The sequence below is a fragment of the Paraburkholderia sp. NPDC080076 genome (assembly GCF_050281145.1).
Classification (GTDB): Bacteria; Pseudomonadota; Gammaproteobacteria; order Burkholderiales; family Burkholderiaceae; genus Paraburkholderia.
In genome coordinates this window covers 165,030-191,624 of the sequence record NZ_JBNNWQ010000001.1, presented here as the reverse complement: position 1 = coordinate 191,624, position 26,595 = coordinate 165,030, and the positions used below count along the sequence as shown (strand labels likewise).

General features: G+C 59.9%; 25 protein-coding genes. 8 read left to right on the top strand and 17 right to left on the bottom strand.

The window, feature by feature from the left end:
• Position 1: 1 nt before the first annotated feature.
• From ACQKRQ_RS00835 to ACQKRQ_RS00825, 3 genes are read right to left on the bottom strand one after another with little or no spacing between them, the layout of a single operon-like run.
• Positions 2 to 388, bottom strand: a complete 387-nt coding sequence (locus tag ACQKRQ_RS00835; protein ID WP_408314180.1) for a cupin domain-containing protein — start codon at positions 386 to 388, stop codon at positions 2 to 4.
• A gap of 40 nt (positions 389 to 428) precedes the next feature.
• The gene (locus tag ACQKRQ_RS00830; RefSeq protein WP_408180285.1) at positions 429 to 1,907 is read right to left on the bottom strand and encodes a 4-hydroxyphenylacetate 3-hydroxylase family protein; all 1,479 of its coding nucleotides are present in this window, start codon (positions 1,905 to 1,907) and stop codon (positions 429 to 431) included.
• Positions 1,908 to 1,939: 32 nt separating this feature from the next.
• Positions 1,940 to 2,470 carry a flavin reductase family protein gene (locus ACQKRQ_RS00825; RefSeq protein ID WP_408180309.1) on the bottom strand — a complete coding sequence of 177 codons (531 nt, stop codon included), beginning with the start codon at positions 2,468 to 2,470 and terminating at the stop codon, positions 1,940 to 1,942.
• Positions 2,471 to 2,746: 276 nt separating this feature from the next.
• Between ACQKRQ_RS00825 and ACQKRQ_RS00820 the strand changes: the two genes are divergently transcribed.
• Positions 2,747 to 3,970, top strand: coding sequence for an IscS subfamily cysteine desulfurase (locus ACQKRQ_RS00820; RefSeq protein ID WP_427474687.1), 1,224 nt, complete (start codon positions 2,747 to 2,749; stop codon positions 3,968 to 3,970).
• Between the two features lie 65 nt (positions 3,971 to 4,035).
• Here ACQKRQ_RS00820 and ACQKRQ_RS00815 read toward each other — a convergent pair whose 3' ends face one another.
• A complete protein-coding gene (locus ACQKRQ_RS00815; RefSeq protein WP_427474686.1) occupies positions 4,036 to 4,578 on the bottom strand; it encodes a MarR family winged helix-turn-helix transcriptional regulator in 543 nt (180 codons plus the stop codon).
• A gap of 123 nt (positions 4,579 to 4,701) precedes the next feature.
• Between ACQKRQ_RS00815 and ACQKRQ_RS00810 the strand changes: the two genes are divergently transcribed.
• Complete coding sequence (locus ACQKRQ_RS00810; protein WP_427474685.1) at positions 4,702 to 5,286, top strand: nuclear transport factor 2 family protein; 585 nt, start codon at positions 4,702 to 4,704, stop codon at positions 5,284 to 5,286.
• Positions 5,287 to 5,444: 158 nt separating this feature from the next.
• On the opposite strand, the gene ACQKRQ_RS00805 is transcribed toward ACQKRQ_RS00810, so the two are convergent.
• Positions 5,445 to 6,068 (bottom strand): TIGR00730 family Rossman fold protein, encoded by a 624-nt coding sequence (locus ACQKRQ_RS00805; protein WP_427474684.1) that lies wholly within the window; start codon positions 6,066 to 6,068, stop codon positions 5,445 to 5,447.
• A complete protein-coding gene (locus ACQKRQ_RS00800) occupies positions 6,044 to 6,532 on the bottom strand; it encodes an FMN-dependent NADH-azoreductase (protein ID WP_427474683.1) in 489 nt (162 codons plus the stop codon). The genes ACQKRQ_RS00805 and ACQKRQ_RS00800 overlap by 25 nt, the downstream gene beginning before the upstream one ends.
• A gap of 150 nt (positions 6,533 to 6,682) precedes the next feature.
• Here ACQKRQ_RS00800 and ACQKRQ_RS00795 point away from each other — a divergent pair, with 150 nt between their 5' ends.
• From ACQKRQ_RS00795 to ACQKRQ_RS00785, 3 genes are all read left to right on the top strand, one after another.
• Complete coding sequence (locus ACQKRQ_RS00795) at positions 6,683 to 8,104, top strand: PLP-dependent aminotransferase family protein (protein WP_427474682.1); 1,422 nt, start codon at positions 6,683 to 6,685, stop codon at positions 8,102 to 8,104.
• A gap of 126 nt (positions 8,105 to 8,230) precedes the next feature.
• On the top strand, positions 8,231 to 8,686 hold the full coding sequence (locus tag ACQKRQ_RS00790; protein ID WP_132378624.1) for a carboxymuconolactone decarboxylase family protein: 456 nt from the start codon (positions 8,231 to 8,233) through the stop codon (positions 8,684 to 8,686).
• Between the two features lie 178 nt (positions 8,687 to 8,864).
• Positions 8,865 to 9,185, top strand: a complete 321-nt coding sequence (locus ACQKRQ_RS00785; RefSeq protein ID WP_132378626.1) for a DMT family transporter — start codon at positions 8,865 to 8,867, stop codon at positions 9,183 to 9,185.
• A gap of 19 nt (positions 9,186 to 9,204) precedes the next feature.
• Here the strand turns inward: ACQKRQ_RS00785 and ACQKRQ_RS00780 are convergent, their stop codons facing one another.
• Together ACQKRQ_RS00780 and ACQKRQ_RS00775 are read right to left on the bottom strand one after the other, a co-directional pair.
• The gene (locus ACQKRQ_RS00780) at positions 9,205 to 10,341 is read right to left on the bottom strand and encodes a polyamine ABC transporter substrate-binding protein (protein ID WP_427476029.1); all 1,137 of its coding nucleotides are present in this window, start codon (positions 10,339 to 10,341) and stop codon (positions 9,205 to 9,207) included.
• 76 nt (positions 10,342 to 10,417) lie between these two features.
• Positions 10,418 to 11,722 carry an NAD(P)/FAD-dependent oxidoreductase gene (locus tag ACQKRQ_RS00775; RefSeq protein WP_427474681.1) on the bottom strand — a complete coding sequence of 435 codons (1,305 nt, stop codon included), beginning with the start codon at positions 11,720 to 11,722 and terminating at the stop codon, positions 10,418 to 10,420.
• Between the two features lie 154 nt (positions 11,723 to 11,876).
• Between ACQKRQ_RS00775 and ACQKRQ_RS00770 the strand changes: the two genes are divergently transcribed.
• Entirely contained in the window at positions 11,877 to 12,767 is an 891-nt protein-coding gene (locus tag ACQKRQ_RS00770; RefSeq protein WP_427474680.1) for a LysR substrate-binding domain-containing protein, read from the top strand.
• Positions 12,768 to 13,089: 322 nt separating this feature from the next.
• Here ACQKRQ_RS00770 and ACQKRQ_RS00765 read toward each other — a convergent pair whose 3' ends face one another.
• The 8 genes from ACQKRQ_RS00765 to ACQKRQ_RS00730 all read right to left on the bottom strand — a co-directional run bounded on the left by ACQKRQ_RS00765 (position 13,090) and on the right by ACQKRQ_RS00730 (position 23,500).
• On the bottom strand, positions 13,090 to 14,724 hold the full coding sequence (locus ACQKRQ_RS00765) for a M48 family metallopeptidase (RefSeq protein WP_427474679.1): 1,635 nt from the start codon (positions 14,722 to 14,724) through the stop codon (positions 13,090 to 13,092).
• Between the two features lie 74 nt (positions 14,725 to 14,798).
• Entirely contained in the window at positions 14,799 to 15,182 is a 384-nt protein-coding gene (locus tag ACQKRQ_RS00760) for a hypothetical protein (protein WP_427474678.1), read from the bottom strand.
• Positions 15,179 to 16,894: a CHASE2 domain-containing protein gene (locus ACQKRQ_RS00755; RefSeq protein ID WP_427474677.1), complete on the bottom strand. Its 1,716-nt coding sequence runs from the start codon at positions 16,892 to 16,894 to the stop codon at positions 15,179 to 15,181. The genes ACQKRQ_RS00760 and ACQKRQ_RS00755 overlap by 4 nt, the downstream gene beginning before the upstream one ends.
• Before the next feature lie 702 nt (positions 16,895 to 17,596).
• Complete coding sequence (locus tag ACQKRQ_RS00750) at positions 17,597 to 18,700, bottom strand: nucleoside hydrolase (protein ID WP_427474676.1); 1,104 nt, start codon at positions 18,698 to 18,700, stop codon at positions 17,597 to 17,599.
• 122 nt (positions 18,701 to 18,822) lie between these two features.
• On the bottom strand, positions 18,823 to 19,755 hold the full coding sequence (gene rbsK, locus ACQKRQ_RS00745) for a ribokinase (protein WP_408283706.1): 933 nt from the start codon (positions 19,753 to 19,755) through the stop codon (positions 18,823 to 18,825).
• 89 nt (positions 19,756 to 19,844) lie between these two features.
• Complete coding sequence (locus ACQKRQ_RS00740; RefSeq protein ID WP_408283709.1) at positions 19,845 to 20,846, bottom strand: ABC transporter permease; 1,002 nt, start codon at positions 20,844 to 20,846, stop codon at positions 19,845 to 19,847.
• Positions 20,847 to 20,848: 2 nt separating this feature from the next.
• On the bottom strand, positions 20,849 to 22,462 hold the full coding sequence (locus ACQKRQ_RS00735) for a sugar ABC transporter ATP-binding protein (protein ID WP_427474675.1): 1,614 nt from the start codon (positions 22,460 to 22,462) through the stop codon (positions 20,849 to 20,851).
• 72 nt (positions 22,463 to 22,534) lie between these two features.
• Entirely contained in the window at positions 22,535 to 23,500 is a 966-nt protein-coding gene (locus tag ACQKRQ_RS00730; RefSeq protein ID WP_132378634.1) for a sugar ABC transporter substrate-binding protein, read from the bottom strand.
• Positions 23,501 to 23,694: 194 nt separating this feature from the next.
• On the opposite strand from ACQKRQ_RS00730, the gene ACQKRQ_RS00725 reads away from it, so the two are divergent.
• On the top strand, positions 23,695 to 24,567 hold the full coding sequence (locus ACQKRQ_RS00725; protein WP_106278522.1) for a LysR family transcriptional regulator: 873 nt from the start codon (positions 23,695 to 23,697) through the stop codon (positions 24,565 to 24,567).
• 20 nt (positions 24,568 to 24,587) lie between these two features.
• On the opposite strand, the gene ACQKRQ_RS00720 is transcribed toward ACQKRQ_RS00725, so the two are convergent.
• Complete coding sequence (locus ACQKRQ_RS00720; RefSeq protein WP_427476027.1) at positions 24,588 to 25,505, bottom strand: nitrilase-related carbon-nitrogen hydrolase; 918 nt, start codon at positions 25,503 to 25,505, stop codon at positions 24,588 to 24,590.
• Between the two features lie 131 nt (positions 25,506 to 25,636).
• On the opposite strand from ACQKRQ_RS00720, the gene ACQKRQ_RS00715 reads away from it, so the two are divergent.
• The gene (locus tag ACQKRQ_RS00715; protein WP_427474674.1) at positions 25,637 to 26,536 is read left to right on the top strand and encodes a LysR substrate-binding domain-containing protein; all 900 of its coding nucleotides are present in this window, start codon (positions 25,637 to 25,639) and stop codon (positions 26,534 to 26,536) included.
• Positions 26,537 to 26,595: the final 59 nt, after the last annotated feature.

Sequence of the window (26,595 nt, the reverse complement as noted above, 5' to 3'; positions counted from 1 at the left end):
ATCAGGCCGGATCGAAGTAGTGAATCTCGAGCAGCACACAGCCCTTTTCCGACTTGAACGGACCGTGGTAGGCGCCAGGCGGCCGCACCGCATAGGTGTAGCCCTTGAACGGCGTGCCGCCCTGGCCGACCTCGTCGTTGCCGACCGTCAGGTCACCTTCCACCAGAAACACTTCTTCCCAGTAGTCGTGCACAAAGGCCTTTTTCGTAAAGAGCCCGGCAGGCAAGCGCAGCAAACGCGTGCGGCTGCCTTTCCTCTTGTCCGTATCCAGCGAGCCGGAAAGAATCAGTTCCTGCGCGCCGGAAGCGGGATCGTAGCCTTCCGGCAATTGCCAGCCCTGCTGCATTTCCAGCGTGTGAAACTCGTCATGAAGTTTGTTGATTGCCATGCTGCTCTCCTGTGTGAGTTGGAATCGGTGCAATGCGAAATCAGGCGGCCTGCAAGGTCGCGAGTTCGGCGCCGAGCGAGTAGCTCGACAACATCTCGTCGACGAGGCCCGTCGCGCGCGGCCAGTCGTACGTGCGAAATGCGTGGCCCTTCGTGACGAACGACGCGCCCGCATAGAACAGTTCGTATTGGTTGTGGCGCGACGCGAACTCGGAGCCGACGGCGTCCCACGCGAGCTTGAAGAACTTGACGCGTTCCTCCGGGCTGCAGACAGGTGACTTCTGGGTCTTTTCTATGATGCGCAGGAGGTCCGGATTCTCGAAGTCGCGAATGCTCGACGGCAGCATGATCATTCCGCCGCCAGCCAGTTCGCGCAGCGTGTTGAGCACCTTCGAATACAGTTGCTGGGTCACCACCTGCGAGCCGTAAAGCATGTTGCGGTCCGGTACGAAGTAGCCGTTTTCCACGTGGCCTTTCGCCTCCATACCGTAGACCCACGCCTCCACCATCGACGCTTCAGAGGCGAGTTGCCCCAACGTTTCGCGGACCTGCGGGAAGCTGTTGGTCCCGTTGATTTCCGTGATCTTCAGCGCGAGACCGACGAGGAAGCGCAACTTGACCATCAGGCGTACCTGGCACTGATAGTTCTGATAGCTGTGGGCGGGCGTCGCGTGGAATTGCTTCGCGCACATCGCCACGTCGCCGGCCACGAAGATGCGCTCCCACGGCACTTTGACATCGTCGAAGTACAGCACCGCGTCGTTTTCGTCGTACCGGCTCGACAGAGGATTGTCGAAAACCGAAGGCGAGTTCTCTTCGTACGACTTGCGCGACATCACCTTCATACCCTTGGCGTTCATGGGTATGGCGAACGACAGTGCATACATCTCGTCGCCCGGGCGCAGCGGCTGGATGCAACTGCAGAAAACCTCGTTCGCCATGATGGCGCTGGTGGCGAGCATCTTCGCGCCGCGCACGGTGATGCCTTCCGCGTCCTGATCGACGATACCGACGGCCAGATATTTGTCTTCCTGCTCGTGCGCCGCTTTGGCCTGATTGGCTTGCGGATTGACGATCACATAGGTGAGAAAGAGGTCATTGTCGCGTGCGTACTTGTAGTAATCGCGCAAGGCGCCGGCGCGCGCCGGGTCGTACTGCTCGAACACCTCGATGCCCATGTACATGCCCGAGATGCACGAAGCGACGTGATCCGGCGAACGGCCCATGAAGCCGTAATGGAGTTCCGTCCATGCTTCGAGCGCGGCCCGCCGCTCGACCAGTTCGTCATATGAGGTCGGCAGTTGCCAGATCTTGCTGATGCGACGCCCGGTGTCGGGCGACGCGAAGGTCATCTTTTCGACGTTCTCCGGGCGAGCCTGGAAGTCGTACAGATTGGCGTAGCTACGAATAGAATTACGGAACGCGGGATGCGCCGTCACATCGCCGACGGCTTGACCGTTGATATAGACCTGCCGTCCATCGCGCAGGGAGGCGATATGTTGAGTGCCGTTTTTGATCATGATGTTCTCCAAAAATTGGGGCAGCTATGCGCTCAAGCGGAAGGCTGGTGAGCACCGTTGAGCGTGTGGTACCGGCCGCCGAAGAAGACGAGCGGTCGACCTTCCGACCGGGTTTGATATTTCTTGACGCGACCGACGAAGATGACGTGATCTCCCCCGTCGTACTGCGCATAGGGTTCGCATTCGAAAGTAGCTAGCGAGTTAGGCAGAAGAACCGCATCAGCGCGCTTTTCCGAAACGCCGGCCATGCCTCCCCATTTGTCGCTGTTCGCCTTGGCGAAGCGGTTCGACAAATCCTGCTGGGCTTCCTCGAGCACGTTCACCGCATAGGTGCCGACCGCGCTCAGGTCGGGCAAGCTCAGGTTTCGCCGGTCGACAGAAAACAGAATCAAAGGCGGATCGAGCGAAACGGAGTTGAACGACGCCACGGTGATACCGATAGGCGGCGCATTGTTTCTAGGCGCCGTGATCACGGCCACCCCTGTCGCGAACATCGACAACGCCGTGCGGAACTGACGTTGCGGGTCCGCGTTGTCCTTGGACGTCACAGTGCTTTCACTCATCTCGGCCTCCTTCCAGCGCACCGCCGACCGGGCGATGCTAGAATTCATCACACAAAGCGTTGTTCATTAGCTTTGTTATTTAGCTTTTATTACATGCTGTTCAATAAAGCTAATCAAGCTATCGTAAACCCCGGTGTGAAGTTGGCATGGAAACGACGACCCTACTCGCTGGATGGATGTTGACCAGGAGTCGCTTGACTCCGCGCTACACTCCGTTCGCTGCAACTGCCGGCATTCACCCGATACGAATCGACCGGGCCTTCTGGAATTGAAACAATGCAAACCAAGCAGTCATCTCGTCCGATTTATATGGACTACAGCGCAACAACGCCGGTTGATCCGAGAGTCGTTGCAGCCATGCTTCCGTTTCTGAACGAGAGCTTCGGCAACCCCGCCTCCCGCAGCCACAGTTACGGCTGGGAAGCGGACGACGCCGTGGAAACGGCTCGCACACAGGTTGCCGAGCTTCTGGGAGCGGACGCGCGTGAAATCGTCTGGACCTCCGGTGCGACCGAAGGCAACAATCTGGCGATCAAGGGCGCGGCCAATTTCTATAAGGGAAAGGGTCGCCACATCGTGACGGTGAAGACCGAACACAAAGCGGTACTGGACACGTGTCGTGAGTTGGAACGACAGGGTTTCGAAGTGACCTACCTGGACGTCCGGCAGGACGGTCTGCTGGATTTAGGCGCGCTAGAGAATGCGATGCGGCCCGACACGATTCTCGTCTCGATCATGATGGTCAACAACGAAACGGGCGTCGTGCAGCCCATTGCCGAGATCGGCGCCATGTGCCGCGCCAAAGGCATCGTGTTTCATTGCGATGCCGTGCAGGCTGCGGGCAAGATTGTTATTGATGTGAATGCGCTGAATGTGGACCTTCTGACCGTGACGGCTCATAAGGTGTATGGCCCGAAAGGCGTGGGTGCCCTGTATGTGCGCCGCAAGCCGCGCATCCGGATCGAAGCGCAGATGCACGGCGGCGGCCATGAGCGGGGAATGCGCTCGGGAACGCTGCCCACCCATCAGATCGTCGGGATGGGTGAAGCGTTTCGAATCGCAAAGGAAGAGATGGTGTCCGAGAGCCGCCGCGTCGAGGCCTTGCGTAATCGGCTGCTGGCAGGCTTGAAGGAGATGAAAGAGGTCTACGTCAACGGCGACATGACGCACCGTATTCCGCACAACCTGAATGTCAGCTTCAATTTCGTGGAAGGCGAGTCCTTGATCATGGGCATCAAGGGGGTCGCGGTCTCATCGGGATCTGCGTGCACGTCGGCTTCGCTCGAGCCTTCATATGTCTTGCGAGCGCTCGGCCGCAGCGATGAATTGGCACATAGCTCGATCCGCTTCACGCTGGGACGGTTCACCACGGAGGAAGAAGTCGATCAGGTGATCCTGCAGGTGCAGACCACCGTGGCGAAATTGCGCGCGCTGAGTCCGCTTTGGGACATGCACCTCGAAGGGATCGATCTGAGCACGATTCAATGGGCCGCGCATTGAGCGAGTGGCGCGAAGGGTCTCAGTGCCGATTCGCTCCTTTACACCGGACAGCGGCGGGCGAATCGCTACCGCTTTTCCTGCCGCGCGATCAGGTGCGAAAGATCGAGCGTGGCGCGATCGCCGTTGGCGACCAGCCGATCCACCACCGAACAAAGCACCTTGAACTCGGTTTTGGTCACGCCTTCGAACAGCACGTCGTTGATGTGCTGCTGCTTCGTGGCAAGCTCTTTCAGCAGCCTGGAACCCGCTGTGGTGACGGTCAGCCGCATCTTGCGTTTGTCTTCGGGATGGGAGCGTTTGTCGATCAAGCCCAGTTTTTTGAGCTTGCCGGTTTCGATGGTAATGAACGCTCCGCTCAAATGCAGGTGGTCCGCCAACTGGTTGACCGTGACGACATCGTCGTGCGAAAGCTGGGCGATCGCGATAAGCAACGAATACTGAATTCCCGTGAGGCCGATCAGCGTGCCGAACCCATCCCGAACCGACAGCAAGCGCGCCGCGAAAGGTAGCAACCCATTCACCAGATGCCGAAACTCCGCATCCGAGCCGTCGACCAGACAGGCTGGGTTTGTTACCGTCAGAACAACCTCATCTTGACTCTTAGCCATAACCTCTCCACTCCGAGTGCCGCGTGCGCTTTTACCTTTGGAAGGTAATTATACTTCAAAGGTGAGCACGCTCTGCCCGGAGCGGTCCTCCCGGCTCCTCTCACTTCGATCTGAGGCTGATCTATGAATACTTCCCTCTCGTCTTCGTCTGTTCGGTCACTGCTTGAATGCTACCTTCGTGCCAAGGATCTGAATCAGCCGGAGTTGATCTCCGAATGCTTCTCGTCCGGCGCTGAACTGACCTTTTCGATTGCAACCGACGACATCGATTTTCCCCGTCGCGTGCTCGGCGCGCCGGCGATCGCCAAAACGCTGGTGGCCGACTTCGGCGAACGCTTCGACCGATGCCGGACCTACTATGTGTGCGCAGAACCGCAGGTGGACGAAGGTCGAGTCTGCGCTATGCCGTGGCTCGTCGTCATGCGGCAGAGGGAAAACGAGTCGCTGCGGATCGGGAAAGGTGTGTATCGGTGGCGCTTCGCAAACGAGACCGGCCACGCGGATCGGATCGTCCAGCTACACATTCATATCGAACGCATGGATGCCGTCTCCGACCCGCACGCGGAAAAGTTGAACGCGCTGCAAGCGTCGTTGCTTTATCCTTGGCTTCCGCCGGCGGCGCTACGGGATAGGTTGGCAAGCTTCATCGCTACATCTTCGGACGCTGAGTTCGCCCTTCCATTCCAACAACCCGCCGCGGCCGACTGAGTCGCCTTGTCTATTCATCGGCGAGTTGAACATGGACGTTGGAGTTCGTACGTGAAACGCGTATGCGCACGAACCATGGGCGCTGGCTGAAGGTTGAAGATGTGTGCCGGCCAGGCGATGGCCTACCGCACAGTGCTCCTGGTCGGCCCTAATGGACGTTACAGCCACTTGGGCACGTCGACACGTGCGTAGTTGTGAAGTTTTTCTATCAAGGCGCTTGCGTCTGCATCCACGGAAATCGAATGCCGATGCGCCGCCGGCAGGAATTTCGTGTCGACCATATGGTCGATAAATCCCAGAAATGCTGCGAAGAACCCGGCAGTGTTCAATAGACCCACAGGTTTGTCGATCTCCGAGAGTTGATTCATCGTCCACACCTCCATCAGTTCTTCAATGGTGCCGATGCCTCCTGGCAGGGCGACGAATGCATCAGCAAGCTCGACCATTCGTTCTTTCCGGCTACGCAAGGTCTGCACGATTTCATGGTGAGTCAGACCCGAATGCGAGTGCCCGCGCTGATGCAGGCTTTGGGTAATCACACCATGTACGTTGCCGCCTGCAGCCAGAGCAGCATCGGCGGCAACGCCCATCAGACCTTTTGTCGTTCCGCCATAGACGACGGTTATTCCCGCTTTTCCCAAAGCCCGACCGAGTGCTCGCGCACCGTCAGCGAATTCTTCGCTAGCGCCGTAGTTTGATCCACAAAACACGGCGACGCTTTTGATTGAACGTGTCGGCATACCGCGTGTGAACTCCCTTATAGTGACGGCAAAAGATTGCATTCAGATCCGAGGCAAAGCGAAACAAAGTGCGCTTGCAGCGCTTGATCGGTCTTGCGCGTCGCCTCGGCGACGACTTTCGGTCCCGCGCCTGTTCCTTCGAAGGAGAAAAAAGTCAGATCATGCAGCCCGGTGGTGCACAGAATGAGCTTTAGATAGGGAGTCAGAAAATCCAGTTGTCGCGCATGCTCCCCGGAAAACTTTCTGCCCGAGGACACATGAACAAAAACCGGACGGTCGCGTAGTGTGCCTATTTTTCCATCCTTGGTCATGTTGAAAGTTCGACGGGCTCGGACCACGTGATCTATCCACGCTGTCAACGCAGAAGGAACGCTCAGGTTGTGCATGGGCGTTCCAATGACCACAACGTCTGAACTCCGTCGCTTCGAACTCTGGACGCCCCTAGGCCTCCCACAAGGCGGTGCAACTCTGAAGCACGATACAGGCGACCATTCTACAAACCGCATGGCCGATCAAAAAGGTCCATGAATCGACATATCAACTGGGCCATAATTCCGCAGGCTCGCTCACCGTCGTTTTAGATTGCTTCGAGCGGTCACTCCGGTTCATCATGGCGTAATCCCTTTCCCCTGCTTCCGTAAAGCTAACCAGTCCATATGCCCGTCGCCAAGAGCAGCAGCATCTCGCCGTTGGATCCGACAGCGGCCGCCCCGTTTTATAGACAGATCTACGATCGGTTTCGCGCCGCGATCGCCAGCGGGGTGTTGAAACCGGGCGATCGAATACCTTCGGCGCGTGCGCTGACCAAGGAACTGGGTTTGGCAAGAGGCACTATTGAGGCTGCTTATTCTCTACTAGCGGCAGAGGGATATATCCAGCCGCGTGGTCAGGCTGGAACCATCGTGACGCCCGGCCTCAAACCGCGAACGCCCGTTGCCAGCGCGATGCCACGGCCCGATAGCAGCATGGCCGCGCCCAGTTTTCGTCCGGATTCGATCTGGCCGTTCCAGATGGGCTTGCCCGCTCTGGATGCGTTTCCGCGAAAAATCTGGGCACGCCTGGGCGCGCGATGCGTACGTGCCATGCAACCATCGGACATGGTTCACCCGTCTGTATACGGCCTGCCGGAACTGCGTACCGAGATCGCGGCCTATCTTCAGGTTTCGCGCGGCATCAACTGCTCTCCTTCGCAGATATTCGTGACGTCGGGATATCGACATACGATCGAGTTGATTGCTCATGCGCTGCTGAAGGCAGGAGACCGCGTTTGGCTTGAAAATCCTGGCTATCCGCCTACTCGCGAACTGTTGGGGAATATGAATATCACAGCCGTCCCGGTGCCTGTAGACCGGGACGGCATGGTCGTCGCCGACGGACTCAAGCTGGCGCCACGGGCGCGCGCGGCGGTGGTCACGCCTGCACATCAGAGTCCGCTATCCGTGTCTTTATCGTTGCCCCGCCGTCAGGCATTGCTGGACTGGGCCACTCGGAATAACGCATGGATCATCGAGGATGACTACGACGGCGAGTACCGGTATGTCAGCCGTCCTCTACCCGCTTTAAAAAGCCTGGACCGCGATGGACGAGTTCTCTATGCAGGCACGTTCAGCAAGGTACTTCTTCCGAGTATCCGGCTTGCCTATCTTGTCGTGCCGGAAACGCAGGTCGAGCGGTTCGAGCAAATCATTCAGGCTTTTGCGGGCGGTAGTCCGGAACTTACGCAGGCCATCGTCACTGCCTTTATCAAGGAAGGGCACTTCGCACGCCACATCCAGCGGATGCGGAAACTCTATGCCGAGCGTCGGGAGGCAACGGTTGCGGGCCTCGAAAGCGTGCTGGGGAAACACATGCGGATCGATTCGCAACCAGGGGGAATGCACTTGATCTTGCGATTGCAAGGTCGACGCTCGGATCGCCGGTTCGTTGCACGCATGCGGGAAGACGGCCTGTACGCGGAAGCGTTGACGGACTGGACCATGGGCACTGATGGAGCTTCGGCCTTACTTCTCAGCTTCACGAATATCGACACGCAGCGCACCGCCGAAAATCTCGGTAGACGTATTTTGACGCTGATTTAACGGCCGCGGCAACCGTCAAGACAGGCGCAATCATGGCCTAGTTGATAAGACGGTTTATGGTTCTTCTACCATAGGCCAAGATGCATCACGATAGAGTCTCTCAATCATCAAACAAAGGGATTCGTCATGAGCCATCGTATCGACTACGCCAAAGCCTCGCCGGAAGGTTACAAGGCCTTCGGAGGCGTGTACGTCACGCTTCAGAAGTCCGGCCTTTCACAAGAACTCGTCGATCTCGTGTATCTACGTGTTTCGCAAATCAATGGCTGCGCATTTTGCATCGATATGCACACCCGCGATCTGCTCAAGCTCGGCGTGACGGTCGACAAGCTCGTACTCGTGCCCGTGTGGCGCGATTCGGGTGAAGTCTTCAGTACCCGCGAACGGGTCGCGCTCGCCTGGGCGGAAACGGTAACGCGTGTGGCCGAAACCCACGTTCCCGACGCCGAGTATGAAGCCGCGGCCGCAGAATTCAGCGACAAGGAACTCGCGGATCTGACCTACGCGATCGGATTGATGAACGCCTTCAATCGATTCGGGATCACGTTCCGTACGCCCCCGGCTGCTGCTTCCAAAGCTTGAGTTCCCCATTAGCGGACGCCTCACGCATGGCAGTGTCTATTCGGTGGCGTTCGCTTCTTCAAGGAGTGGCCGGGGTTGAAGCTTTCCGGCCCACATTTACATCAGTGGATCGAGCCGGATGTGGCTCCCGCTTCGGCGGCAGCCACACCTGGCGATTCAACGAACGGATCTGTCACCCATGTCATGGGCATTACTTAGTATCGCCGGTATTCTTGAGATCGCATTCGCCTTTGGCATGAAGTGGTCTGAAGGTTTCACGCGATTGACACCCGCACTGTTCACGGTCGCCACCGGCCTGTCGAGTGTCTTTCTTCTTTCAATCTCGCTCCGTACGCTGCCAGTGGGGACAGGCTACGCGGTCTGGACCGGCATCGGAGCGGCGGGTACCGCGATACTGGGCATGGTCGTGCTGGGCGACTCCGCTGCGCCGATGAGGGTGCTCTGCATTGTTCTTATTCTCGCAGGCGTTGTCGGACTCAAGTTGGTCTCGGGAAATTGAACGAGCATCCACCGGCCCCTCACACACAATGAATATTTTTAAGTTGTGACCACAGCCGGTTTTCAAGCCGTAGAATTTCAATCGGCTTCGGCTTCATCAACGTCATCTTCTTGAACACGTCGTCCGGCGGATAGACCGACAGGTCCTGCGCAATGGCAGGCGTGACGAACTTGCGCGCGGGCACATTGGCCGTCGGGTAATACACTTCATTGGTGATTGCCGCGTTCACCTTCGGGTCTTCGATGTAGTTGATCCACTTGAGCGCCGCCTCAGGGTGCGGTGCGTCCTTGGGAATCGCCATCATGTCGAACGCAACCAGGCCACCTTCCTTGACGTTCGAGAACTTGATGTCGAACGGATGTTTGGCCTCGGCGCTGCGCCGATGCGCGATACCCACGTCGCCAGCGAAGCCGATTGAGACACAGACGTCGCTATTCGCAAGATCGTTGATATAACCGGACGAGTTGAATTCCGTCACGTAGGGCCGCACTTTCTTGAGCATCTCGAATGCGGCCTGGTAATCGGCCGGGTTGGTGCTGTTCGGATCCTTGTGCATGTATTGAAGCGCCGCCGCGAACACATCGACCGATTCGTCGAGGAACGACACGCCGCATTCCTTCAGTTTCGCGAGGTTGGCCGGATCGAACACCAGCGACCAAGTGTCGACCGGCGCGTTGGCGCCGAGTGCTTTCTGCACCGCCTGCGCGTTGTAGCCGATGCCGATGACCGCAAATGCCCACGGCACGCCGTACTGGTTGCCCGGGTCGGCGCCCGCGACCATCCGCATGAGCGTGGGACTCAAATTCGCCAGGTTCGGCAGCTTCGACTTATCGAGCTTCTGATACACACCGGCCTGAATCTGCGCGCCCATGTAGTTCGATGTCGGCACGACGATGTCATAGCCGGAACTGCCTGCAAGCAGCTTGGCCTGCAATGTGTCGTTGCTGTCGTAGTTGTCGTATCGCACATGAATGCCGGTCTGCTTCTGGAAGTCCGGGACCGTGTCTTTCGCGATGTAGTCCGACCAGTTGTACACGTTCAATTCATTATCGGCCGCGTGGGCGGGCGGCGCGGTCCATACGGCGACAGCCGTCGCTATACAGGCGCTCGCAAACGCCGCATGCCGCAAACGAGATCCAAAATAGGAAACGCGCATCATGTTTTCCTCGGGGCAGGTTATCAATTTGGGAAGTAGTTGGTCACTCGGGCCGCGATTGATTGCGGCGACGATATCAAGACTCAGTGGCCGCGCGATGAGCTTCATATCGCAAGCGCATGGAAGCGCCGATGTCGAAGAATGGTTGCGGCGGTACCCAGCCTGGCTTGGCGTTGTTTAACACTGCGGTCAACAACGCTGACTGGCCTCCCGATGCCATTTCCGCAAGCAGTCGCCCCCACAACGTGCCGCGCGCGACGCCCGAGCCGTTGCAGCCGGCTGCGGTATAGACACCGTGCTCGAGTTTCGCGAAACGTGGCTCACCGGATCGCGTTGCACTCAGATGGCCCGTCCAGGTGAATTGCAGATGCTCGTCGGTAACCCAGGGGAATCGACGCTGCAATCCCTGCAGATGCCTCGCCCGGCGAACCGCCAGCGAGTGCCCCGCAAGATCGCGATGGCGATATTCCACCGTGTTACGAATCAGGAGACGTTTGTCGCGGGTCAGGCGCAGGGTGGCACCCGCGGCACGGGTCGAAAGAACGCCCCATTCGGCCGCGTTACCCAGTTGCGCCTGTTCGTCTTCATTCAACTCCCGACTGAGGGACGCGCTGAGTTCAAGGGGGAAGACTGCGCGGTCCGCCATCCCCACTCGCGGCAAAAATGCTCCCACGCAAACAATGACCTGGCTCGCCTCAATTTCTCCACTATTCGAATGCGCGCGAATGCCACCAGCACTCATCCGTTCGAGACTGGAGATCTCTGTGTTCTCGTAGAGTGAAACATTCTCGGGCAACGCATCCAGCAACCCCTTCGCGTATTTAGCGGGCTGCAGTAGGCCGTTACCGCCACCGCACCATATCGCCGCCTGGTAGAAAGGCGAACCCAATCGCTGCACCATCTCGCGGCTTCCCAGCAATTCCGCGTTTGCGCCTGCTTCACGCAGGGTTCGCACCTGGGCTTCTGCCTCCTCGAGTTTCGCCGGATCGTGGACGGCGAAGTAATAGCCGACGTCACTGAGGTCGCACTGGATGCCTAAGGCCGCGACGCGTCGTCTAACCTCTTCGCTCGCCGCTTTACCGATCGCGGTCACGTCCAGGTATTTCTCGTTCAGTGATCGCCCGGCCAACTCATCGGAATCGGGGCGCTCATAAGCGACCACGAAACCGGAGTTACGCGCCGAAGCACCTTGCGCCGCGCGCTGTCGATCGACCAAGGCAATGCGCGATTGCGGGTGCAGTTCAGCCAGCGTGTGCGCCGCCGACAAGCCCGTGAAACCACCGCCGATCACCAGCCAATCCGCTTGCTGAGTTCCTCTCAGCACTGCTCTAGCAGGCGAGACACCCGCCTGCGCAATCCAGCCGCATACATTTTCGATCAAGACATGTCTCCTACCTCGATGCGAGCAACCGAGCTTTTCGAAGGTATGAAAAATTGGCATCGTTGCCCGACAATTCCTGTGCTTTTGTGCAACTATATGGCGAGCAGAAAGCGGCAGCCATCGTTATTAATTCATCGAAGCATTAAAAAAACGCATGGATAAACTCTATCGTCCACCGTCTCTCCAAGCCCTTCAGGCGCTCGTACTCGTGGCGGAGTCGTCCAGTTTCACGGAGGTGGCCGACAAGCTGCATCTAACTCAGAGCGCGGTGAGCCGGAAGATTCAGCAGTTGGAGAGCCACTACGGCGCGCCGCTGCTCGTTCGCAACAGCCGCAACATGCAATTGACCGAGCACGGCAAGGCGGTGCTCGAAGTCGCGCGAAAAGTGCTAGGAGAACTGCGAGCGCTCGACGAGCAACTCACTCGACGCGACAGGCCGTTCCGCATCCGCATATTTGTATCGCTTGCGGTTCGCTGGCTATTGCCGCGGATGCTCGACTTTTATGCCCAGTGCCCCGATCTGTCGTTGTCGATCGAGACTGTCGCTACGGAAGTGGTCGAAGCTTCGGGCGAGTGTGACGCCTATATCCTGTACCTTTCCGAAATGCCCAACGACCCGGCATTCCTGACGCTATTCGAGGAGTTCCTAGTGCCGGTGTGTGCGTCTTCCGCCGTCAATGGGAAACCGCCGCCGACGTCTCTGGCTGAGTTGGCGGAACACACGCTCATTCACGGATCGACTGGGCACCACGAATGGACGGCCTGGCTGCAGGCCAACGGCGAGTCGGTTACGAACGGATATAAGCACATCACCTTCAATCTGGATGAACTGGCGATGGATGCGGCGAGCCGTGGATTAGGTGTCGCAATGACGGACCTGACTTTGGCGCAGGACGCGATCAATCGCGGCAATCTGATTGTTCCGTTCGGCACGCCTTTGAAGACCACGGGCGTCTATGTGCTTTGGCTGCAAACCGCCGGAGCCCTGCATCCGGCACGCGAACGCATTCTCCAATGGTTCGCTCAGCATTCCGTACGAACGTAGCTCGGCTTGGCGCTGGCGCGCACTTCAAGCTCAGCCCGGATAACCCAAAGCATCGCGCAGACGATACCAATTGATAGTCAGCCGCGCCCACTTGCCGCGGCGGATAGAACGGCATGCGGATTACCGGCGTCTCTGGGAAGTCGGGCTGTGCCGGTCTCAATCCGCGTACGGCCTCCGAAAGCACGCGCCCGAGTGCCGTGTCCATTGCCACGCCACAGGCGCAATATCCGTAGGCGGTCCACAAGCGTCGACGTCGGAGCCGGATGAATTGTTTATCTTCCACATGCTTCTTGACAACTCGGGAGACAGATCACCCGGGCTATCACTTCGGTAACAGCCCCTTCGCCTGATCGAGCATTTTGTCGACCGCCTTACTGAAACCGCCTGCCTGATCGTCGTTCTTCTTTTGCGCGGGCGCCTGCGAAGCGGCGACGCACGCAGCACGCATTTCCGGATGCTCAGTCCAGCATGTGTTGGCCAACTGCTTGGCGCGGTTGATATCCCCGTGTTCGCGATACCACGAGACAACGCTGGGCCAGGTCACTGACGTCCTGCCGAAGTAATCGAACTGTTGCAACAAGAACGCCTCACCTTGCTTCGGGTCTTTCTGCCCTATACGGTTGGCGAGATTGGTCTGTACCGCCCATGAGCGGTCGCGTGAACCCAGATTGCGCCGCAGCACTTGCGTCTGCGCATCCGGCGGCCCCGAGCGCGACAGTGTCATCAGATTCGACAACAGGAACACGGGGTACGCGTGGTCCGCTGTGGGACCGGATGCGATCGTCGTCGCGACTTGCAGCGCTTGTGAATAGTTGCCTACCGCTTGCAAGTCCTGCATGTCGGATATGGATTTGTAGTGGGCCAGAATGAGTGGCGTAGAACCGCGTTTGCGGGCGGCATTCCATGGCTCGATCCGCGGGTCGGGCCGTTTGTCTCCGAGCACGGGGCGCACGAGTTCGGTCAGGCTATCTTCGCGAGCCGCTGGATCACCGTGATCGTCGTGCAAGGTTTCGAGTTGAGCCGAGATCTGGTCGTCGATCACCGCGCGGGCGTCGAAGAGATTCTCCGCGACGCTCGCCTGTGCGCCCGCACGCGCGGACGTGTATTGCGCAACCGCGTCGCGCAGTTCGCCGATGCTGCTGAGCTGGTTTACCGTTTGCGCGGCGCTGCCGCCGACAGCCGGCGCGAGCGGCTGCGTGCGTGCCTGTGCCGCGGCCTGCTGCCCGGCCTTCTCTCGTCCGGCCTGAAGTTGCTTCTCATGTAGCTTCTGACGTCTCGCTTTGGAAGCCTGATCGTATGCAATAACGCGCTCGAAGAAAGCCTTGAAACCGTCCACATAGGAATAGCCGCAACGCAGGCTGATCGTCGCGCCAAATCGGTCCGCCTGTTCCTCGACACTGCGTTGCCAGGCGGGAAACAGCACGCGTGTGCCGAGTGTCTGCACCACCGCGATGTTGTCCACGCCGGTCCATGAGTTGGACGTCGGTGATTTGTTCGTCACCGTCCATGCGAGCGACACGATTGCGAGCGATGTATCGCCGGCCGTACGGGCGTCGAAAATCGCGTGATGGTTGAGGTAGATGTGACCGAACTCGTGAGAGAGGATCGCAAATATCTCGTCTTCCGATTCGGCTGACTGCAACCAACCGACCGAGACGAAGATGTTGCCGCCCGCGCTCGAATTCGCGTTGAGTCCGGTCTCGGAGATGATATGCACGGAGCCCGGGTAGTTCGGCGTGCCCGCGGTTTTTTTGATCGTCGCGAGCAGGCCGTTGAGGTACGCCTCCATCTCGGGCATCGGCACGAGACCCCAGCCGTCGGCGCGCGCGTTCATCAGGTCGAGTTTGAGGTCGGGCCAATCGCGAGCGGGTGGCGGCGGAATGGCGCCGACGGTGTCGAGCGTCGGTCCTTTCGCGGAACCGCCGCCGATGCCCAGGTTCGATAGGGCGCCCGGCATTTTGACGTCCGCGCATGCGCCGAGTAGAAGGCTTGCGCATGCACCGCAGAAGTAGCGCCGTCCGGTATGCATGATTATTGGCACCGGTTGGTGGCGGCGCCTAGTGTGCCGGCGGCTTGAACACCGGCAGACTTACTGCAGCGGGCGGCCTGCACATCTCGAACGACCTTGACAGCCATGCCGTCCACCCAATAGCGTTTGCCATCGACTTTCACGGGATAGAAACCGTGATCGGAAGCATCCTGAACAAGAAGCGGCAAAGTCGGAGCATCCATGACAACGCTATGTATGTCGGGCGCGCTGTAAAGCTTCACTGTGCCGCCTGGTTTCTGCGAATCGACATAAGTCGCCGGTTGAGCGAAGGCCATGCTGCTGGCCGTTGCAGTCAACGCTACGACCGTCGTTGCGGTCAGAAAAGCATGGGTGACCCGCGGCCAGACATCTTGAGCTTGTTTCACGATGACTTCTCCTTGCTGTCTGTGATCCAGTTGAACAGGTCTTCGCTCCAGTCAAGCCATTCGACCGCGATCGTGCAGGCGAGGACATGCGCAACCACCAGAAATGGGACGTGTATCCATGTGCCAATCACGATCATCGCCACGCCGAACATCACGAGCACCAATCCACTGATCGTAAAGAACGCAACATTGAAAACGGCTACCGTTCGTTTCGCACGCCACCAGGCAGCAGAAAGATGCGTCTTCCAACGCCTGTGTTCGTGATATGAATCCCTAAATTTCTCCCTGACCTTTTTTTTACCCGCCACGATGAGTAACATCGCCACGAAGCCGATTCCTCCCAAGAAAAGAAGCTTGCACCATCGACTGGCGGCCATGAAAAGTTCAGGCTCCCAAGCTTCGATGTTCTCCAATGTGTTGTTACCGCTCAAGAGATTGTCGAGCGCAGCAGCGTGCAGAAACACGCCCGGAATACGGTCGTTCAGGGGCGAGAGCACGAAGTCATTGGAGTATGCGAACGATGTGCCGATCATCACAAAACGGTCCCTGAAGGCGGCGTCCCATTCATCATTGCTCATCTTTTCGAGTTGACTTGCGTGGATAGTCCTGTAGTGCACACACAGCGGGCGTCCTGTCGGGCGCAGGATCGCGCGTGCCTCGGCACGCCAGAGGAGCTTTAACTCGCTGTCGCTCGAAGTGCAGTACATCTGCAAGTCGTCATCGAAGCTGTCCGTTCGCAGCAGCGACAACTTGTGACGCATCTCACTCTCTTCGTCCTCTGACTCGCGCCATCGCAAGCCGTACGCTGCCGTGTCGAGAGGCCACGTAACCGACATGAAGCTCGCTTGATTGCAAGGCACTACGAGTTTTTTGTCCTTGTCGTACACCTCTTTGAAGATCGAGAAAGCCGCGCTCCACGCACAATCGGTCGCCGCAGTGTCAGGCTTTTCTTTCCCACATTGCGCGCTTTGATTGCCGCGCGGTATTTGCTCGTCGCAGTGCTCTTTCTTCGGATAGACGAGCGGATAGGTCCACGCGAGCCGGTCCACCGCATGTGCGGAAAACTCAACGCCGACACGCTTCACGGTGCTCAATTCAGGATCGCCGTCGAGGTCTGCGTTAGTGACGAGCGTGTTGTCTTCGTTCAGGCGAGCCGCGAGAAATACCGGTTTCTTCTTCGCGATCAAGCCCTTGAGTGCCCTCTTGAAGTTGACCAGCTCCTCTGAGTCATTAACAACATGGCAAGACCTAGCCTTCTTGACACCGGCAACCTTCGCAGATTTGTCGCAGCCGTCGCCCTCGTTGTATGTGGGTTGAGAGAGAATCACGTCGATGAAAAGCCCCCTCGGCGGGAACTTGTCCAGATAGCTCAAGAGCCAACTGTAGAACGAATAGCGAGCTGGCCAACCTTCGTCACGCGCCTCTAGCCCCTCGCTATCGATTACTAGTACCGTGATGTCCCTGTCACTCCATTTCGGTGGCCCAGCCGCGATTGCGCGCTGACGCTCGATGTCAAACCAATAGCCGGAGAAGGGCGCTGCGTAGCGTGCGATCGTCTGTGCGCCCATTTCCTCCGTAAAGCGAGTGGGCACTACGAGAGCAAGCAGTAGACCTAACAGCACGGATAAAGCGGCGCGTCCAAACAAATGTACCCAGTCGATTCCCTCCCGCCTCCCACCTTCCGGCCCATGATTTTTTTTCTGCGTCGCCATCGCCCCGCCCGAAGTGTCAATGGAACGAAACAACAGAAAGGAGTCTAGAAAACCGTTGAGCTTTACGTTAGTTTATTTTTTACCGGGTAAACGCGAGGCGATGCAGCCGTTGGCGAATTTTGGTGCAAGCATCTTACGTATGAGCAAAGATCACCGCGACACACGCGACAGCTTTTTTTATCTGGATGACTAAGATTCTGCCACCTCTTCCCTTCCGCATTGGCAAGGTCTGCTCTGGGTACTTCAGCCGATAGTTAGTAATTCGCCGCCACCAGTCTTTTGAACGCCAGCCAAATCCCCAAACCGAGTTTCGAATACCGTCTATCTGGCGGATAACGACTATTCAATCCGCGGCGTGAGTCGATGCGATTAAGGATCCGCCGGTCAAGACCACTAGCATCTGAACAAGCCAGCGGTGACGAGTAAAGTGGAAAAGGGCGGCGCATACTAACTGTGCGAGGGCGCCGTGACCACCATTGAACGCCGCAAAGGAGGGCAAATTTTGACTAGTAGCGCGCGCCATACCGATGGACCTGCAGCCGCCACATTGAACACAGCTTTGCCGCAGCACCGGAAGTCGAGAGACTAGCCGAGCGCCGAGAAACACCTCGGTGGAACTCGTTCAGTCGAGCCCAACCGAGGACATGCCGCCTCAATATCGTTACTTCTCCAAGGCAGCCACCCAAGACTCACCGTCCCACGTCACGGCAACGTAATCGGCACCGGCCTTGTCAGCAAATCAACATAAAGACCAAAAAACCGATTGTTATCAAACAGAGTAACGTACGTGATCTTTTGCGGCGAAGCACCCGCCGCTGGCTGATCCGGATACACCTTCACATGTCCCTGATCTTCACCGCTCGCAGTGTCGATATCCAGATACGCACTTTTCGTCTGCGTAGCGTAAGTAGGATCAAGGAAATACGCAATCGTCAAAGTATCAAACAAATCCGTATTACTCGCGAACGCCCCCGCATTGGCAATCCCATACGCCCTCGTTACCGCGGTCTGCTTGCTCGGGTTATTGACGATCTGGTCATACACGCTTTGAGTCAGCGGCACCGTATTCGTCACGTCGAGCGGAATCACGGCCTGCGGAATCGACGTCTGCAACACGGTGCGCACAGCAAGCGGATCAAACCACCAGTTGAGTTCGCCCACGGCGTTCGCATTGCCCGGCACGGCCATCGCGCCGCCCATATAGACGATCCGCTTGATCAGCGGCACGATCTCCGGCGCCTTCATAATCGCCGTGGCAAGGTTGGTGGGCGGCCCGACCTCGAGAATGGTGACCTGGTTCGGATAACGTTTGATGGTCTGGATCATGAAATCCGCAGCGCTCTGCGACTGCAGTTTCGTCGACACGGCGAACCCATCCGGCGGCGCAACGAGCTGAGCCTGCGACGTCGGTTCGGGCCGGCTCCACGCGCCAAAATAGCCTTGCGGATTGGCGGCCTGCTGCGCGCGAATACTCGCCACGTCGTATTGCAATGGATAATCGGCGCCGCCGTACACACCCACGACGTTCTGCACACCCATGCGCTCCACTGCCTTGAGCGCATCCGATTCTTCCTGCAGCAGCCAGTCGTTGCCGGTAACCACGGTGAGGCCGAGCAGATTGACCTTGCCCTGCCCCATCAACTGCGTAGTCATGGCAAAAAGCTGGCCGTCGTCGCCCATCGTGTTGAAGTCTGAATCGATGATGACCTTCGGCGCATTGGCGAGGGGATCAGTGGTCGATATGCCGCCACCGCACGCAGCCAGTCCCAACGACATCATCAGTATGCCTATGCATTGTGATTTCATGTTTCGTCCATTCGAGAGCGTGATTAACAAGGGAACACCATCGTGAGATGGTGCCGATAAATCAACGTCGAACCACTGAAAGTGGCAATACGGATCGCCTCATGTCACAGCCGGCATCCGTGTCAGGCTGCGCTTTCGACTTCCGCGCGAGTCGGTATCGACGGCTGCGCGCCCGCACGCGTCACGGAAATCGCCGCCGCGCGTTGCGCGAGGCTGATCGCGCCTTCCAGTGGCTGCCGTGAGGCGAGTTGCGCGGCAAAGACACCGATAAAAGTGTCGCCGGCCGCAGTCGTGTCGACCGCTTGCACTTGCGGTGCGGGGAAATGCATGCCCTCGCCGCCTTCCACCAATAGATAAGCGCCCTGCGCACCGAGCGTGACGATCACATTGCGCGCGCCGCCCTGTTGCAACTCCGTGGCTGCACGCCGCGCGCCGCTTTGCGATTCGACCGGCAAGCCGGCCAGGATGGCCGCCTCGACCTCGTTCGGCACGAGGTAGTCGACCAGCGGCAGCCATTCCGCCGGCAACGGCCCCGTGGCCGGCGCCGGGTTCAACACAGTGATCTTGCCCAACCGACGAGCGAGCGCGAGCGTCGCGTGAACGGAATCCCACGGCGTTTCCAGTTGGCACACCACGACGTCGCAAGCCTTGATCGCCGCTTCATGGCGAGCCACGCTCTCCGGCGTGAGCTCGCCGTTGCTGCCGGCGACCACGACGATCGTGTTCTGCCCGTCGTCGGACACCGTCACCATGGCAACGCCGGTCGGCTGGCTCGGATGCACTTCAACTCCGCTGCAGTCGATCCCTTCCGCTTCCAGATCCTTGACCCGCTGAGCGCCGTTCGCGTCTTTCCCGACACATCCGACCATGGCCACCCGCGCGCCGATGCGCGCGGCCGCGACAGCCTGGTTCCCGCCCTTGCCGCCGGCAACCTGCGAGAACTCATGTCCACCAATCGTCTCGCCGGGGCGCGGCAAATGCGGCGCGCGAGCGACAAGATCTGTATTGATGCTGCCCACAACCAGCACTCGGCCCTGCTTCGTTTCTTTTGACACCTTCTTTCGCTCCTGTGTCGACCAGCGTTAGCGCTTTAGCGCTTACTCGGGTCCCATGCAAAGCTCTAACCATTCACCGAATGGTCCAATTATGCGGCGCGACGCCGGCTTCGATAAGTATCCAGCACGACAGCCACGACAATCACGGCTCCCGTAATGATGCGCTTGGTCGGCTCGGTCGCGCCGATCTGCGCGAGCCCAGCGGCCAGCACCGAAATGATCAACACGCCGAAGAAGGTGCTCGTCACCGAACCGCGCCCGCCCATCAAACTCGTTCCGCCGATCACCACCGCCGCGATCACCTGCAATTCGATGCCCTGCCCGGCATTCGGGTCCGCGGCCTCGAGCCGCGAGATCTGAAACAGGGAAGCCAGGCCGGCCAGCAGGCCCATCATCGCGAACACGGCGATTTTGTAGGGCCGCGGATTGACGCCCGCGAGCCGCACCGCTTCCTCATTCGTGCCGATGCCGATCAGATAGCGGCCGAAAACCGTGCGCGTCAACACGAACTGCGCGGCGACCATCACCACAATGGCGATGATGAACGCCGGCGAGATGCCGAACGCGACCGGGTTGGAGAGAAAATCGAAGGCGTCGCCGATATAAGCCGTGCGCGAGTTGGTCAGCTGATACGCGAGGCCACGCGCCGCTTCCAGCACGCCGAGCGACACGATGAACGACGGAATCCGCCACGCCACGGTAATCGCGCCGGTCACGCAGCCGGTCAGGGTCGCGCCCGCCATGCCGAGCAAGGCCGCGGGCAGCGCCGGCCAATGCCACTGCAAGGCCGCGACGCTCGTGAGCGCGGCGCCGAGCGCCAGCACCGAGCCGACCGACAGATCGATGCCGGCGATGATCAGCACAAAGGTCATGCCGATCGACATCACGACGAGGTCGGGGATCTGGTTCGCGATCGTGCTGAACGTGTCGTAGGTCAGGAAGTGCGAGCTCAGCAGCGAGAACAGCACGATCATCCCGAGGAGTGCGCCGAGCAATCCAAGATAGTTCGAGAATCCGAGTCGTGTGCCGAGCGGCTTCGCGTTTTTGGGTGGTTCGTTCTTCAGCGTAGGCAAGCTGGTTTCTACGGTCATGCTCAATACTCCACTAATTTTCTTTCGTCGGGCGCCTTCGCGTCGGGTTCGATCGGCTCGTGCAGCATGTCATCGCGTTTCGCGTAGCCCGCGAATGCCGCTGCCAGCAGCGCGTCCTGAGTCCAATCGCCGCGCTCGAACAGGCCCGTCATGCGTCCCGCCGACATCACCGCGATCCGGTCGCAAATCGCCATCAATTCGCGCAGATCGCTCGATACCACCACCAGCGCCCGGCCTTCGCGAGCCAGCGCGCCCATCAATGCATAGATGTCGAACTTCGCGCCGACGTCGATGCCGCGCGTCGGTTCGTCGAACAGCAGCACCGTGCAATCGCGCGCGAGCCACCGGCCGATCACTACCTTCTGCTGGTTGCCGCCCGACAATTCCGACACCGGCTGCGACGGCCCGGCGCTGCGGATGCGCATGGCATCGATCTGCCGATGCGCCAGCGCCGCCTCGCGACGGCCATCCACCACGCCCTTGCTCGACACCGAACGCAAGTGGCCCAGCGAGATGTTGGCGGCAATCGGCTGGGTCAGCAGCAGTCCCTCGCCCTTGCGATCTTCGGTGATCAGCGCGATGCCGTGCTCGACTGCGTCCGCCGGCGACGTGATCGTCACGGGCACGGGTGCGCCGCCTTCACGCCCAACCGACACCGTGCCGACGTCCGCGCGGTCCGCGCCGTAAATCAGCCGCATCAGTTCCGTGCGCCCGGCGCCGATCAGCCCGCTGATGCCGAAAATCTCGCCGGCCTTGACCTCGAAGGACACGTCGCGCACCACCGGCTCGCGGGTCATGCCGCTAACCTTGAAGGCCACCTCGCCGATGCGCCGCTCGCCGAGATCGATCCTGTCGCCGATATCGCGGCCCACCATCAGAGTCACGAGACGGTCGGTGGTGAGATTGGCCATCTCGTCGACATGCACGAGCCGGCCGTCGCGCAACACGGCCGCGCGCCTCGCGATACGCTTCAATTCTTCCAGCCGGTGCGAGATGTACACCAGCGCCACGCCGCGCGCTTTCAACCGCTCGACTTGCTCGAACAGCAGGTCGACTTCGCGCGCGGTCAGCATCGCAGTGGGTTCGTCAAGAATCAGCACGCGGCAGTCGCCGATCAGATTGCGCGCGATCTCTACCATCTGTTGATGCCCGATACCCAATGTGCCGACCAGCGTGTCGGGATCGATCGCGTCGAGGCCGACTTGGGCCATGGCGTGCCGCGCGTCCTCGCGCAGCTTGGCGCGGTCGATCCAGCCGAACATGCCGCGCTGCGGCAAACGGTTCAGAAACAGGTTCTCCGCCACAGAGAGCGTGGGCAGCAGATTCAGCTCCTGCATGACCATGCGCACGCCGAGCGCCTCGGCGTCCTTGCGGCTGGCCGGCGCGTAGGCCGCGCCGCCGAGGGTCATCGAGCCGGTAGTCGGCGTGACCAAGCCGCCGATGATTTTGGACAAGGTGCTCTTGCCCGCGCCGTTTTCGCCGGTCAACGCCAGCACTTCGCCCGCGCGCAATTCCAGCGAGACATCGGCGAGCACGGGCTCGGCATAGGTCTTGCCGATACCGTGCACGCGCAGCACGGGCGCGGCTTCAGCAAGAGATGAAATGGGAGTGGACATCAGAATGATCAGGCTGGACAGAAAACAGTCGGCGTGGCCCCTGGACGGAGCGGGCCACGCGTTGCACCCAACTTACTTGGTGACCAGATCGACCGGCGTTTCGACGACGCCGGACAATTCAGACTGTTTCTTGTGTTCGGAGATTGCCTTCAGAGCCGTGTCGATGCCGAACACCGCCTGCTTGGCGGCGTATTGATTAGCGGTGGCGAGCACGCGGCCGTCCTTGAGCATCGGCTTGATCGCGTTGATGTCGTCATAGCCGACCACCTGCACCTTGCCGGCCTTACCGGCCGCGCGCACGGCCGACACGGCGCCGATCGCCATGTTGTCGTTGCCGCACAGCAACGCCTTCACGTCCGGGTTCGCGTTGAGGATCTGGCTCGCCACGGCGTTGCCCTTGTCGATTTCCCACTCGCCCGATTGCAGTGCGACGACCTTCATGCCGCCCGACGCCATGGCCTGCTTGAAGCCCGCGGTGCGTTGCTGCGCGTTGGTCGTGGTCGTCACACCTTCGATAATGCCAACGTTGTCGCCCGACTTCAGGTGCTTGGCCAGGTAGTCGCCGACCTTCTGCGCGCCCTTGGCATTATCCGGCCCGACGAACGGGATGTTCAGGTCTTTCGATTTGAGGACGTCGTTGTCCAGCTTGTTGTCGATATTGACCACGATGATGCCGGCATCGACCGCCTTCTTCAGGACCGGCACCAGCGCCTTGGAGTCAGCCGGCGCGATCACCAGCGCGTCGACCTTCGAGACGATCATCTGCTCGACGATACGGATCTGGTTCGCGGTGTCCGTCTCGTCCTTGATGCCGTTGGTGACCAGGTCGAATTTCGCCGGATTCTGCTTCTGATAATCCTTGGCGCCCGTTTCCATGGTCAGGAAGAACTCGTTCGCCAGCGACTTCATGACAAGCGCGACTTTCGGTTTATGGGCGGCCTGAGCAAACGCCGCCGGCATCGGCAAAATCGACACGGCGAGGAAGGCTGCGCTGGCTGCAATGGCGCGACGCCGCGCCGGTAGGAAATGGCGAATCATTGATGTCTCCGTATCGCTCGTTCGGTCTACTGAGAGCCGTTGAGTCGTGTGATGGGTAGGAACGCCGCACTTGCCACCACTTGCTCAATCCCTCAGGTCTGGTCGCGTGATGCCGGGCAAGTATGGCCAGCTCCAATCCTATCCTCGCGAACTGCGTTATGCTATGCCAAATTTCAAAACCTATCGTTTCAAAAATGGAACACGTGGACTGGGACGACCTTCGGATTCTGGTGGCGATCGCCCGCGAGGGAACCATGCGATCGGCCGCCGCGGCGTGCGATCTGAGCGCGCCGACCCTGTCGCGCCGCCTTACCGAGCTTGAAAGACGGCTGGGCGAACCGCTCATCGACCGGGTGCCTTCGGGTTGTACCGTGACGGCGTTCGGCGCCAAGGTGCTGGCTTGGGCGGAGCAGATGGAAGACCTGGCGCACCAGATCGAACGCGCCGCGGACGTCAACGGCGGCGCACCCGCGCATGGCACGGTGCGGATCAACGCCGTCGAATGGCCGTCCTACATTCTGCTGAAGCTGCTCGGCTCGTTTCAGGACAGGCTGCCGGGGCTCGCGATCGAAGTGCTGACGTCGCGGCGCCCCTATAGCCTTGCGCGGCGCGAGGCGGACATCGCACTGTGGTCCGAGTGCCCGGAAGAGGGTGACCTGTACGTTCGGCGGATCGGCAGGATCCGCTTCGGGCTGTTCGGCTCGCGCGATTACTATCTGCGCCACAAGGCGGCGATCGTGAAGAAGGAGTGGGACAAGCTCTCGTTCGTCGGTTATGACGACCGTCAACCGGACCATCCGGCGACGCAATGGCTGAAGGCGCTACCCGGCGCCCCGGCGCCGTCGCTTCGCAGCAGCTACGGCATGGGCGTGTTCGACGGCGTGCTGGGCGGCTCGGGGCTCGGCATACTCGCCCAGCTGGCCGGTGACACGACGAGCGATCTGGTCTGCGTGGAGAAGCACATCAAGGCGCTCGATCAGGATGTGTGGATGGTGCTGCATCCAGCTCTGCGCGACAGCGAGCGGATCCGGACCGTGGCGAACCTGATTGCCGAGATTTTCCGCTAACGTCGCCTGACGAACGAACGCTAGCGTATGGGCCGGTTGCGGCTAACCTGCGCGAAGCTGAGCGCGATCGCGCCTCGCGAAGAAACGCTGCGTGGCTCGAAATCAGCCGCTTGATGGCCGGATCGGGTCAGCAAGCCGTAGAGTTCCGGGCGGCGGGCCGTGAGCCATTGCTGCCCTGCACTTGCGTCGATCAGGCCTCTGTCCAGATCGGCGGAAATGAGTTCGTCTCGCGCGCTGCTCTCGGCGAGCACGCGGCCGGATGGATCGATGATCATCCCTGCCCCGCTCGACTGTTCCGGGCCGTCGACCTCCACGCCTTCGCTGAAGACGACGAACATGCCGTTGTCTCCGGCTCGCGCCGGCAGCAAGCGGCGCAACGATTGCCCCATCGAAGCCGACCGCGTTCGGCGATCGTCGGTGCCGTTCACACCGCCGTCACTCCGATGCGGCGCAATAAGCAACGTCGCGCCCATGAGCGCCGTCATGCGCATGTTCTCAACCAGATAATTGTCGCCGCCAATGAGGATGCCGACGCGAACGCCCCACGTCGTATCGAAGACAGTGAACCTGTCGCCGCTGCTGATCCGCCGATGTCCGAACGCATGCAGTTTGCGATGGCAATGACGCACGCCGTCCGGCAGGCACACCACGTAGCTGTCGAACAATCGCCCATCGCTGGCACGCTCGATGATCCCGACACCAGCGGCCACGCCGGAGCGTTCGACCACATCGGCAACCGCGCGGATCGACGGTCCGTCAAGCTGTTCTGCAAGCGCATCGAGTTCGGCGCGATGAAGCTTCGCCATGTCTCCGCAGCCGCCAATACAACTCTCCGGAAATACCACCAGCCCGATGTCTTTCTCAGCGGCAAGCGCCAGGCAATCCGCAATGCGCGCGACGTTATGCGGGGCGTCACCGGGACGTGAAACGAGCGGCATAGCGGCAACGCGAAGCGATGGAATAGTGGAGGAGAACATCTTCACGACCGAAGGAACAGAACGACTCCATTGGACCGCTCCCCCTTCGATAAGTAAAATGAAAAATTCTATGCGTTCAATCACTTAGTGGAATGGAACTCAAACTGCTGCGGGCGTTTCTGACAGTCGCCGAACTCCGCCACTTCGGGCACGCCGCCGAAGCGCTTTATGTCAGCCAGCCCGCTCTGAGCAAGCAGATCGTAGCGTTGGAAGCGAGCCTTGGCGCGCGGCTGTTCGAGCGCGGCCGGCACGGCGCGGAACTGACGGTCTTCGGCGAAGCATTTCTTGCCGACGCGGAAGCACTGGTGCGCGACGCGGACAATATCCTCGCGCGTGCGCGCGAAGCGAGCAGCGGTACGCGCGGTTATCTACGCGTCGGCCTCGGACTCTCGACCTTGACCGAGGCGCCGCAACTGATCGCCCAATTCCGCAAGCTCCATCCGAATGTCAGCGTCACGCTGAACGATCTTTCTTCCGCGGAGCAAACCCGGCGGCTTCTCGCCGGCAAGCTCGACGTCGGTTTCCTGCGCTTGCCGGCCGACGTCGGCCTTTCCACATTGCCGATCCTCGACGAGGCCTTGGCATTGGCGATACCGCAGCACGCGCGCTGGAAACGCGTTCCGTCGAACCTGCAGGAATTGAACGAGCCCGGGTTCATCGCGCTGTCGCGCGGACGCGGTCCTGGCCTCGCGGCGCAGATCGACCACTGGTGTGGTGAACATGGCTTCGTGCCCAAGGTGATCCAGCAAGCCGACGATATTCAATCGGTTCTCGCCGGCGTGGCGGCGGGCGTCGGCGCGGCGTTCCTGCCCTCGCGCGCGCAATACCTGTTACGCGACGCAAGGGTGCTGCCGTTGCGCGATGCCGCCGCCCGCTGGCGGGTCGGACTGGCGTGGCAGACCTCGCGCGACGATCCCGTGGTGGCGAATTTCGTCGCGTTCGTTAAAGCGGCGAAGAAGTCCCTGCGCGCAGGCGCCACTGCGGCGGCCTGACAGGTAACGCGTCGCCTGGCAAAGCCGCCGTCATCGCACCGCGGCTGCTTCGAACTTCA